The following is an 11949-nucleotide window of genomic DNA, read 5'->3' as shown; positions in this document are numbered from 1 at the left end:
TCTAGGTGTCGGACGTGATGGAAAAAGGAAGCGATAACACCGCTTCCTCATTACACAATTAACGAATGAATCTGTTATTCATGAACCTAGAGCTCATAAGCTTATGATTCATGAACTTATAGCTTAAGAGCTTAAACTAAAGCTCAATACCTGGGCTAAATGTCGCTGGCAGTTGAGTTTCACCACCTTCCATTGAAGCCATAGGATAAGCACAGTAGTCAGCTGCATAGTACGCACTTGGGCGTAGGTTGCCTGAAGCCCCCGGACCACCAAATGGAGCATCACCACTTGCGCCTGTTAGCTGGCGGTTACGATTAACAATACCCGCACGGATATGGTCAACGAAGTATTCCCATTCAGAATCGTCTGTTGAAACTAGGCCTGCAGACAAACCAAAGCGCGTGTCATTAGCCAATTCAACCGCTTGCTCTAGCGATTGGTAACGAACTACTTGCAGCAATGGACCGAAGTACTCTTCATCTGGCAGTTCAGCAATGTTGGTTGCATCGATAATGCCCGGAGAAACAAACGCCGCTTCACCCGCCTTTGCTTCTACTAGGCTTACACCGCCTAACGATTGCAGATTAGCTTGTGCGTCCAGAATGAATTTAGCCGCAGCTTCAGAAATTTGTGGCCCCATGAAGGGTGCTGGCTCAGCGAATGGCTGATCGACGCGAACCTTCAAGGTCGCAGCAACGAGCTTATCCAGCAGTTGATCGCCCTTCTCTCCAACAGGCACATACAAGCGACGTGCACAGGTGCAACGTTGACCCGCACTGATGAAAGCCGATTGAATAATGGTATAAACCGTTGCGTCAGCATCACCAAATTGGTCACTGATCACCATTGGATTGTTACCGCCCATCTCTAGCGCCAGCATTTTGCCCGGTTGACCCGCGAATTGACGGTGAAGAATATGACCAGTATTAGCACTGCCTGTAAATAGCACACCATCAAGACCTTTAGCATCAGCCAATGCGATGCCGGTCTCTTTAGCGCCTTGCACTAGGTTAATCACGCCAGCAGGAAGGCCAGCGTCTTGCCATAGTTTCATCGCAAATTCACCTGTCCAAGGTGTTTGCTCTGACGGCTTAAATACCACGGTATTACCCGATAGCAATGCTGGAACAATATGACCGTTAGGTAGGTGACCTGGGAAGTTGTAAGGACCAAATACCGCCATTACGCCTAATGGACGATGACGCAGTACGATTTGGTTGCCTGCCGCTTCACGTGAAGCCTCACCAGTACGCTCATGATAAGCACGAATAGAGATAGCGATTTTACCTGCCATCGCACCCGCTTCAGTACGAGTTTCCCAAATCGGCTTACCCGTCTCTTTCGCGATGATTTGTGCGATTTCTTCGCTGTTCTCTTTTACTTTCTCAGCAAAATTCAACACGATCGCTTCACGCTCTGCAAAGCTCATCTTTTTCCAAACTAGAAAAGCTTCACGTGCCGCTGATACTGCAGATTCAACCTGTGCTGGAGTTGCACTATCACCTTGCCACACTACTTCATTATTGTATGGGCTTACCGATGTCATGGCGTCACCTTGACCTGCCACCCACTGTCCTGCTATCCACTGAGTCATACTTCTACCCTTAAAATCTTCGACAGATAATCGCCGCTCTTATTGAGCCAACATGCGAACAAATTCGCCTTCTTTTACTTCAAGAGCGCTTGCTACTTCAGATGATAAAATCACTGTGTCGCTTGCTTGGTCATACGCACCTTTCGCAGCTACTGCGCGGAAGTTCTCAAACGAGGTATTACCAATTAGGAAGTCTTTAGAGCTAGAGTGCTCTGCAATTTTCACTTGAGCACGAATCGCATTACGCACCGATTCGATATTTCTTAAATCACACTCAACCGTTGGGCCTGCATCAAAGATGTCGACATAACCGCGGTTAGTGAAACCCTCACGTTCAAGCAGCTTGAGTGCAGGGCGCGTATTGTCATGTACCTCTCCAATCACCGCCTGAGCTTCTTTGCTTAGTAGGTTCACGTAGATAGGTAACTTCGGCATCAGGTCAGCAATGAAGCCTTTCTTACCAATACCGGTTAGGTAATCGGCGAGCGTGAAATCAATCGAGAAAAAGTGCTCTTGCAACCATTGCCAGAAAGGAGAGTTACCTTCTGCATCTGATACGCCACGCATCTCAGCAAAAATGGTTTTTGAGAAACGCTCTGGGTGCTCTGCCATGATCAAAAATCGACACTTCGACATCAAACGACCATTCAAACCACCACGGAAATCAGGGCGTAAGAATAGAGTGCAGATCTCACTGCATCCTGTGTAGTTATTGCCGAAAGTTAGTAGCTTAACAACGTTGTTCACGCCTAGCTTTTGTGATGAATGGACAACTTTGCTGATGTGATAAGAATAAAACGGTACATCCCAACCAATCGAAGCTTCGATGCCGGTCGTACCTGCAACATCTCCAGTTTCGCTATCGCAGCCAACCATCAAGTAACCTTCGTCACCAGGTTCGGTCACGTCTTGTTTAGCGAAACTATATTCAGAGTGAGTAATTCGGTTGGTTAACAGTTCTTCGTTAACCGGAAGAGATGTAAATCCGTGTCCTGACTCAACGGCGCAGGTATGCAGCGCATCGTAATCAGATAGTTTAATTGGGCGAACAACTAGCATCAATATTCCCTCCAGATGCAAAATAGGCCCAAAACCAGAAGCTTGGGCCTTTAGCAGAACGTCATAGGAGTCGCTCTAATGGCGAACATTCCTATAACGCCGCTCAGGCTAAACTAGCGTAGCGATTGCTTTGTCTAGTTTTGATAAGCCTTCTTCAATTTCTTGTGTGGTGATAACCAGTGATGGCGTAAAGCGAACCACGTTTGCACCCGCAACCAATATCATCAGGCCTTGTTCGCCTGCAGCTACTAATACGTCACGTGCACGTCCTTGCCACTCATCATTCAGCGCAGCGCCTAACAATAGGCCTTTACCGCGAACTTCACTGAATATTTGGTATTTGTCGTTAATCTTAGCTAGCCCTTCACGGAACATTGCTTCACGCGCTTTCACGCCTGCCAAAGTTTCAGGTTGGCTAACAACATCAACAACCGCTTCAGCAACAGCACACGCCAGTGGGTTACCACCGTAAGTAGAGCCGTGCGTACCGACTTTAAGGTGCGTAGCGAGTTCTGTAGTCGTTAACATTGCGCCGATAGGGAAACCACCACCTAGTGATTTCGCAGTGCTTAGGATGTCTGGTGTAACACCTAAGCCTTGGTATGCGTAAAAGTTACCAGTACGGCCATTACCTGTTTGCACTTCATCAAAAATAAGCAGTGCATTATGTTTGTCACACAGCTCACGAACCGTGTTCACGAACTCAGATGTTGGAGAGATGATACCGCCCTCGCCTTGCAGAGGTTCCATCATGATTGCACAAGTGCGATCAGAGATGTGCGCTTCTAGCGCTGCAATATCGTTGTAAGGCAGGTGCGTAACATCGCCTGGTTTAGGACCGAAACCATCAGAGTAAGCTTCTTGACCACCAACGGTTACTGTAAAGAAAGTACGACCGTGGAAACCTTGTTTGAATGCAATGATTTCAGATTTCTCAGGACCGTGAACGTCAGCAGCCCAACGACGAGCTAACTTCAGCGCAGCTTCATTCGCTTCAGCGCCAGAGTTAGCGAAGAATACTTTCTCTGCAAAACATACGTCTGTTAGCTTTTTAGCTAAGCGTAATGCAGGTTCATTGGTCATTACGTTACTTAAGTGCCAAAGCTTATTTGCTTGCTCAGTAACGGCATTCACCATTGCTGGGTGACAGTGACCCAAACAGCTCACAGCGATACCACCAGCAAAGTCGATATATTCTCGGCCTTGTTGGTCCCAAACGCGTGCGCCCTCCCCTTTTACCGGGATCATTTCCATTGGGTTATAACAAGGCACCATCACCTCATTAAAAAGACTACGTTCTACATTATTTTCCACTGTCATCGTACATTCCTTCTCGATACCGCAAGCTTCGCAAATAAGCGTAATGGTTCATAAGTGAGACAAAGATATTTTGTCCCGCCATAATCCCGCTGCAGCATTATATTTACATTTAATTAACCTTTTCAATAGTGGATTATTCTTTAGCCATCACTCACTACCAGCTAAACATCACTACCTATGACTATTTATGCATCAATTAATCTGTTTTATGAAGCTTTTTTTACCTAAACGCATGACAGGCAACAGCAAAGCCTTACTGGCACTGCGGTATGTTGGGTTCGAGAGGAAATAAGGCGAATAATATTGCATAGACTAAAAACTTAGCCTGAAGAGGGAGAAATGTTATAAAAGGTGATCAGCGTCAGAGGGATAGAGAGGCGTAGTGCCCCGAATTTAAACGCTTAACAAGTAAGTTGATACGTTTAACTGGCTTACTAACACGGATAAAGAGTCGAATTAAAACACTCAACGTGCCAAGAAGTTAGCGAGAAGCTGATGTCCTTGCTCTGTTTTAATCGATTCCGGGTGAAACTGCACCGCATCAATCGGCAAGGTTTTGTGTTGATAACCCATGATTTCATCCATGCTGCCATCTTCAAATTCCGTCCAAGACGTTAATTCAAAGCAATCCGGTAGCGTGCCATTTTTCACGACTAAAGAGTGGTAACGCGTTACGGTCAGAGGATTATTAAGCCCTTGAAAAACGCTTTTGCCGTTGTGACGTATAGGAGAAGTTTTACCATGCATCACTTGTCTAGCTCTTACCACTTCACCACCAAAAACTTGGGCAATGGCTTGATGACCCAGACACACACCCAAAATAGGCAATTTACCAACGAAGTGTTCAATCACCTGTAGAGAGATTCCCGCATCATCAGGCGTGCAAGGGCCCGGCGAGATAACAAGATGGCTAGGATTTAGCGATTCAATACCTTCGATATCAATCTCATCGTTGCGTACAACTTTCACAGTCACCCCTAACTCACAGAAGTACTGATACAAGTTATAAGTAAAAGAGTCGTAGTTATCGATGATAAGTAACATGGGTCGAAATCGTTTGCTAAATACTAAGTGATTGGAAGATATAGGGGCGGTATTGTGCAATACCCATGACGAAAGGCAAGTGGAAACTGCATTTCGCCAACAATTAAGGCCAACCTAAGTTGACCTTAATTGTTTACAGATAGTATGAAGTTATCTGAATTGGCTCGCTTATAAAGCTTATAACGAACCTACTTGCGACGGCGCCACATTGCTAAACCAAACAATGACATCAGTGCACCAAAGCCAAATGAACCGCCTACTCGTAGTTCAAGAACAGCAGGATCATGATCCGATGAACGGAAGTGATCTTGATACTTAGGTAGGTCACCTTTGAACTCTTCGTTGTAGTCAAACAACGTCGACTCACCACCATTGATGTGCCAGTCGGTTGCATCTACTACCATCTCTTTCAAGCTGTCACTGATCAACAGATGATCCAGAGCACCAACTTCATCGTTGTATGAATAACTCCAGCTGTCCGGATGCTTTTGAGCCACAGCATTAATGTAGCCGTAATTCTTAGTGATCACAGCACCACTGTCACCAAACTGCTCAGCGCCATCAATGTAAGTGTTACGAGCCGCTTTAATTTGCTTGCCGTATTTCTCTTCAGAGTAATCAGTTAGCACTAGCATTGGATCTTCCATGCCGTACGAGTTCATATCACCCAGAATCACTTTATGGCCTTTGATACCGTCTAGCGCTTCACCTAGCGCAACCGCAGCAGCAACACGGAAGTTCTCACATGAACCTTGCTTATCGGCGTCAACGCCACCTTGGCCACCCTGTTCAACCGGTGCTGCATCTTCCCAACACTTAGAACCTTTCGATTTAAAGTGGTTAATCGCTACGGTGAGTTTCTCTTTGGTGCCTTTAACTTTAAAGGTTGGCGCCAATGAGTCGCGTTGGTAGTTCTTACCGTCTTCAATCACCTTGCCAGAATCGTCTAACACTTCTGGTGCTTGTTGGCTTGGCATCGCAATAACACGACTGTCTTTAAGCTTAACCACTTTCTTACGGTAGATAACACCCGTTGTGATTACGTCAGTACCAATCGAGTCCATCTCGTCGGTCACGCCATCTTCGTTCGAATCGACAGCCACAAAGGTATAGCGGTCTTTCTTACGCTCAATGCGATCATTCAGTTGGTTAACAAGCTGCCCAATGGCAGAGCCTTCACCAAAGCCGTTGTTCTCAATTTCCATCAAACCAATGATGTCAGCGTCTAAGCGGAGAATCGCATTCACAATCTTCTCTTGCTGCATCTCAAACTCAGTCATGGTGTTCGCGCCACGGTTATTACCGTGCTGATTCGCGTCACCACCAAATGGAGAGTTAAAATAGTTCAACACATTGAAAGTCGCGATGCGCAGGTCGCCTTCGTCCATATCAGGCTTGTCTGTGCGAGGGTCGTTGCGAACAAAGTTTTCAGCCGAGATCTGGTTAGTTGCCACTAATCGATACTCGCCGTAGCTGTAAGTCAGTACGCCTTCTAGACCAACAATGGTGTCATCAATACGTATGTAGTCTTCCGTTGAACCATCTTGGTCGATATCGGTGCGGCCAAAGTCAGGGTAAAAAGGAACTTGTCCATCACCCGCTTTTTGATCGGTTTCAACGAAAAGACGACGGTCTGCGTTATCTTCCGTTTGTTGTTTCGCGTCTTCAGAACCTGCTGCGAAAAGCTGGTTCGGTTGCATGTTAATACGCTCATGCGCCAGTACCATGTTGTTACGACGACCTGAATAGTCATAACCAAAGGTGCGAGTTACACGCATATCAAGCGCTTCCGTCGTTTTCACCAACATGCCTTCGTAGCGTTCAAGCGTTGCAGCGAAGTTTTCATCACTGCCTAGCGCTTCAATCGCCGTTGCTTCAGGCGCTTGTTGTTCGCCCTGTTTTAGCCATTGGTTGTTTTCAACTTTAAGCTGAGTATGGCTGTAGTATTCTTGAACCTTACCTTTCACACACACTACATCGCCCGCAGCCAGTTCTGAGCTCGATTGATTCGTGTGGATAAATAGACCTTCAGAAGTGCTTGAATTGAAGTCATCCTCAAGTGCTTGCAGGTAGAAGCCTTTGCTTATGCCCGTTGTCACGGCACTCACAACACCTTTTACGAAGTACTCATCGTCAGTGATGTACGGGTAGCCATCAATGAACGGTGATGTTGCCCCCTCACCTTGGATCTCTTGAATGGTTGTGAATACTGGGTCAGAGCCATCTTGTGTACAAGTGAACGCTTCTGGCAGTTCAACAGTGTCTAATGAACCTAGCCCTTCAATGCTGTCTTTTGGTAGCGATACCCACTGTGAAGCATCGAATGTCGCCGAAGGCGTTTGATCAGCTCGAACCAAAGTAACATCTTTACCCCAGTCCACATCGCCCATCAAACCGACAACATCGTGTACCGAACCATCTGAATTCAAGATAGCCAGTGGATCATCACCATTATGGTTAGCAATCGAAGCATTTAGAATGTCAGCGATTGCTTTAATCTCATCACTCGCACTCGTATGAGCGACCACAAGTACTTCACCGGGCGCTAAAACGTGGCCATCTAAAGGTAAAGTGGCGCCCCATGAGCCGTCGCCGTTCGCTGATTTAGCCAGTGAATAACCATCTAAGTTAATGCTGTTATCGCCGTTATTGGCAATCTCAACCGCTTTGTTGTAGCTGCCGCCTTCCACATATTGTGAAATAAACAAATCAGCGTGTGCACTTGCTGTTAGCAAGCTACCAATTGCCACTGCTAGCAATGAAGGTTTGTGTAAAAGAGCCATCCGTTTCACCTGAGTACATTGATTTATAGTCACTGCCATCTATAGGCAGTCATGTATTTTGTGGTAACTATCAGGTTTATTTATGAAAGGAATAAGTCAGTTGGCAAGAAAATGAGGAACTTATCACTTAGGGATTATCAATTGTTTGGCACGTTATGTATTTCCAACACAAATAGAAATGAGCTTTATTTTATAAAACTTAAAATCAGTGAATAAGATCAATAACACAGCATTAACAATATGAATATGTTAGTCCGACAATGTGTAAATCATCAATTCAAACAAGGGGAGTTACAGGGAATTCAAATAGGACGGGCACTAAAAAGCCCAAAGTAAACAAAATCCACTTTGGGCTTAAATTTTCAAACAGCTTGTTTTAGTTAAACTCTACGGGCGAGTAACAAAACCTACCGCTTCGTATGCTTTTTTCAGTGTTACGGCAGCACGCTCAGAGGCTTTTTCAGCTCCCGCTTTCATTACTGCGTCCATGTAAGCACGGTCAGCACGGATACGGTGGTATTCAGCTTGAATTGGTTCAAGCATCTCAACCAATGCTGCGCCTACATCTTTCTTAAACGGACCGTACATTTCAACGCCTTGGTATTGCGCTTCAATCTCTTCAAACGTTTTACCCGTCGCCGCAGAGTACAGACCCATTAGGTTAGAGATACCCGCTTTGTTTTCCCAATCGTGAGCAATACGTGGTGGCGTTTCTGCATCTGTCTGAGCTTTGTTGATCTTCTTGATGATCGACTTAGGCTCTTCTAGCAGAGTAATTACGTTCTTACGGTTGTCATCCGACTTAGACATCTTCTTAGTCGCATCTTGCAGGCTCATTACACGTGCATTCACTGTTGGAATATAAGGTTCTGGCACTTGGAAGATTGGCGTTTCAGGGCCGTAGATGTTGTTAAAGCGATTTGCGATATCACGCGCTAGCTCTAGGTGTTGTTTCTGGTCGCTACCTACTGGCACTTGGTGAGCACCGTAAAGCAGGATGTCTGCGGCCATCAACACTGGGTAGTCGTATAGGCCTACGTTTACGTCATTTGAGTGACGTGCAGACTTATCTTTAAACTGAGTCATACGGCTCAGTTCACCCATTTGTGTGTAACAGTTAAGAAGCCAACCAAGTTGAGCATGCTCTGGTACGTGTGACTGAACAAATAGCGTGCTCTTCTTTGGGTCAACACCGACAGCAAGACAGATTGCTAATGCGTCTAGAGTCGCTTCATGCAGTGCTTTCGGGTCTTGACGAACCGTAATTGCGTGAAGGTCTACAACACAGTATTGGCAATCGTAGTCATCTTGCATCTGTTGCCATTGACGTAGAGCACCCAAGTAGTTACCGATACTTAGTTCACCAGATGGTTGAACACCACTCAATACGATGGGCTTGCTCATGGTTTTAATTCCTTTGCTTGTTGCTTAGCTTTTTAACTTAGTTTCTTAACTTCGCGTCTTAGCCTAGCTTCTTAACTTAAATATAGAAAAGCCGCACAGCTCTTTCTGTACGGCTCATCCAGTGTACTCATTGATAAGTATTTTGCTAGTAGGTTAACTAACTTTTGTCCGCTTTATGCTGAAACTAAAACGACATCTAGTAATTGCGCAATGTTGTCTGCGACATAGTCAGGGTTTGATACTGAAATTGGCTCGCCGTGGTTGTAACCGTAAGTCAAACCAAACGAGTGACAACCTGCATTTTTAGCGGCTTTGATGTCGTTGCTTGAATCGCCAACCATCAGCATCTCTTCAGCCTTCACATTGTGCTTTTCCAGCAACCAATTCAGTGCCACTGGGTTCGGTTTTTTCTTTGGGAAAGAGTCACCGCCCAACACATCAACAAAGTACTTATCGATACCGTGTTGCGCGAGAACATCTGGCACAAACTTCGATGGCTTGTTAGTGACAAGCGCCATGGTGAAGCCCGCTTTATCTAACTCAGCTAACGTCTCTTTAACCGATGGATAAAGGTGACTCAGCTTATGGCCACCCTGTTCGTAGAAATCATCAAACAGGATGCGCGCTTTCTTTAGCAATTCAGGCTCAAGGCTTGGATCAACCGTAAGATTACGGCTCAATGAACGTCCGATAAGAACATCAGCACCATTACCAACATAGTCGCGAACTTGTTCTTCGCTAACTGAAGCGAAACCCAGTTCCTGACATGCTTGGTCAGCAGCGACAGCCAAATCAGGTACGCTATCTAACAAGGTTCCATCCAAATCAAAGGCGATCAGTTTTATTGAGCTTAATGACATCTTACTTTCCTATTTATTATGTTCGTCTTACCAGTCGAGTAACAAGACGTAAAAAAGGGGCTAATTAGCCCCTTAATCTGAATTTTTGATTTTAGGTCAACAGACCCTAGTTCTACTTTTATGCGTTAACTTTTGCAAGCTCTGCACGCATCTCATCAATCACTTCTTTGTAATCCGGTTGATTGAAGATAGCTGAACCAGCAACGAACATATCAGCGCCCGCTTCTGCAATTTCACGGATGTTATCCACTTTCACGCCACCATCAATCTCAAGGCGGATATCGCGGCCTGACTCATCAATTAGCTTACGAACAGCACGCAGCTTATCAAGCGTGTGTGGAATGAAAGATTGACCGCCAAAGCCAGGGTTCACAGACATCAATAGAATCATGTCTACTTTATCTAGAATGTAATCAAGGCAAGACAACGGTGTTGCCGGGTTTAGAACGACACCCGCTTTACAGCCGTGTTCTTTGATTAGCTGTAGAGTACGATCAACGTGCTCAGATGCTTCAACATGGAAGGTAATCATTGATGCGCCGGCTTTAGCAAACTCAGGAACGATGCTATCCACAGGCTTAACCATTAGGTGAACATCGATAGGTGCAGTAATACCGTAGTCGCGCAGCGCTTTACAGATAGGTGCGCCAAAAGTCAGGTTAGGTACGTAGTGGTTGTCCATCACATCGAAGTGCACAACATCAGCACCCGCTGCGAGTACTTTCTCTACGTCTTCACCAAGACGAGCAAAATCTGCAGACAAAATCGATGGAGCAATTAGAAAATCTTTCATACCAAACCTCTTAAGAGTGAGTAAATTGCGAATATCACCGCCTTGTGAGAACTCATACACAAATACAAGACTCAATCCCAAGACTATTTGGTGTGCAATTCTACCTAAGCACCTAAGCAGATCCTAGCAGTTCGAAAGATTAGTTTATGAAAGTACCCTTTGGTCACTCAATTTAATGAGTTTTAGGGTTATTTTGACCGCTACAATTCTGCTGAAGCGTGTTGCTGGTTTTTCTCTTTATGAAAAAGTGCCAGTAACTCATCAACTTTATTACGCCCAGCGCCATTACGGCTAATGGTGCGCTTAACCTTGACCACATTCAATTCCGCACCATGGTATAAACGGCGCGTTAAGGTGGTGTCATGGTTTGAAATCAAGACAGGGATGTCTCGTTCCATCGCCGCTCTTTCTGCAACATCAGCCAAGGCCGCTTGATCATCTAAGCTGAAGCCATTACCGACATAAGAGGTAAAGTTAGCGGTACTCGACAACGGTGCATAAGGAGGATCACAATAGACGACACACCCTTTACGGGCGCGGCTGAAGGTCTCAGTATACCCTTCACAGACGAACGTTGCTTTTTTCGATTTCTCTGAGAAAAATTCAAGCTCTGCTTCTGGGAAATACGGCTTTTTATAAGAACCAAACGGAACGTTAAAACCACCTTTCTTGTTGTATCGACACAGACCATTAAAGCCAAATCGATTCATATACAAGAATGCAAGCGAGCGATACATGATGTTATCGGTAGCATTGAACTGAGCTCGAACATCTAAAAAAACTTCTTTACGGTTGTTCTCGGGGCAGAACCAACGCTTCGCTTCAGATATGTAGGTTTCAGGATCAGTTTTAAGAAGGTTATACAGGTTGATAAGATCGGGATTGATATCCGCAAGCAGGTATTGTTCAAAATCAGTATTTAGAAATACTGAGCCTGCACCGACAAATGGTTCAACCAATTTCCGAGCAGGTGGCAGGTGACGTTGGATGTCTTCAACTAGGCCATATTTACCACCAGCCCATTTTAGAAAGGCACGCTGCTTTTTCATTTACTGCTCTATCTATCAACTCAAAAATAAGGCTGCGGAATGT

General features: G+C 45.3%; 9 protein-coding genes. All 9 read right to left on the bottom strand.

What is annotated here, in order from left to right:
- Positions 1-136 precede the first annotated feature (136 nt).
- Entirely contained in the window at positions 137-1594 is a 1458-nt protein-coding gene (gene astD, locus OCV36_RS01295; RefSeq protein WP_135457733.1) for a succinylglutamate-semialdehyde dehydrogenase, read from the bottom strand.
- 39 nt (positions 1595-1633) lie between these two features.
- Positions 1634-2653: an arginine N-succinyltransferase gene (gene astA / locus OCV36_RS01290; RefSeq protein WP_029224872.1), complete on the bottom strand. Its 1020-nt coding sequence runs from the start codon at positions 2651-2653 to the stop codon at positions 1634-1636.
- Positions 2654-2761: 108 nt separating this feature from the next.
- Positions 2762-3973, bottom strand: a complete 1212-nt coding sequence (locus tag OCV36_RS01285; RefSeq protein WP_017073695.1) for an aspartate aminotransferase family protein — start codon at positions 3971-3973, stop codon at positions 2762-2764.
- A gap of 465 nt (positions 3974-4438) precedes the next feature.
- A complete protein-coding gene (locus OCV36_RS01280) occupies positions 4439-5017 on the bottom strand; it encodes an aminodeoxychorismate/anthranilate synthase component II (RefSeq protein ID WP_029224873.1) in 579 nt (192 codons plus the stop codon).
- Between the two features lie 188 nt (positions 5018-5205).
- Positions 5206-7800 (bottom strand): ExeM/NucH family extracellular endonuclease, encoded by a 2595-nt coding sequence (locus OCV36_RS01275; protein WP_135457731.1) that lies wholly within the window; start codon positions 7798-7800, stop codon positions 5206-5208.
- Between the two features lie 387 nt (positions 7801-8187).
- Positions 8188-9204, bottom strand: coding sequence for a tryptophan--tRNA ligase (gene trpS / locus OCV36_RS01270; RefSeq protein WP_004729658.1), 1017 nt, complete (start codon positions 9202-9204; stop codon positions 8188-8190).
- A 173-nt stretch (positions 9205-9377) separates the two neighbouring features.
- The gene (locus OCV36_RS01265) at positions 9378-10064 is read right to left on the bottom strand and encodes a phosphoglycolate phosphatase (RefSeq protein ID WP_135457729.1); all 687 of its coding nucleotides are present in this window, start codon (positions 10062-10064) and stop codon (positions 9378-9380) included.
- A 118-nt stretch (positions 10065-10182) separates the two neighbouring features.
- Positions 10183-10857 carry a ribulose-phosphate 3-epimerase gene (rpe, locus tag OCV36_RS01260; RefSeq protein WP_029222055.1) on the bottom strand — a complete coding sequence of 225 codons (675 nt, stop codon included), beginning with the start codon at positions 10855-10857 and terminating at the stop codon, positions 10183-10185.
- Between the two features lie 200 nt (positions 10858-11057).
- Positions 11058-11906 (bottom strand): Dam family site-specific DNA-(adenine-N6)-methyltransferase, encoded by an 849-nt coding sequence (locus OCV36_RS01255; RefSeq protein WP_135457727.1) that lies wholly within the window; start codon positions 11904-11906, stop codon positions 11058-11060.
- Between the last annotated feature and the right edge of the window lie 43 nt (positions 11907-11949).

Source organism: Vibrio echinoideorum (genome assembly GCF_024347455.1).
GTDB classification, from domain to species: domain Bacteria; phylum Pseudomonadota; class Gammaproteobacteria; order Enterobacterales; family Vibrionaceae; genus Vibrio; species Vibrio echinoideorum.
The sequence above is the reverse complement of the archived record's forward strand: the minus strand, read 5'-3'. Positions and strand labels throughout refer to the sequence as shown.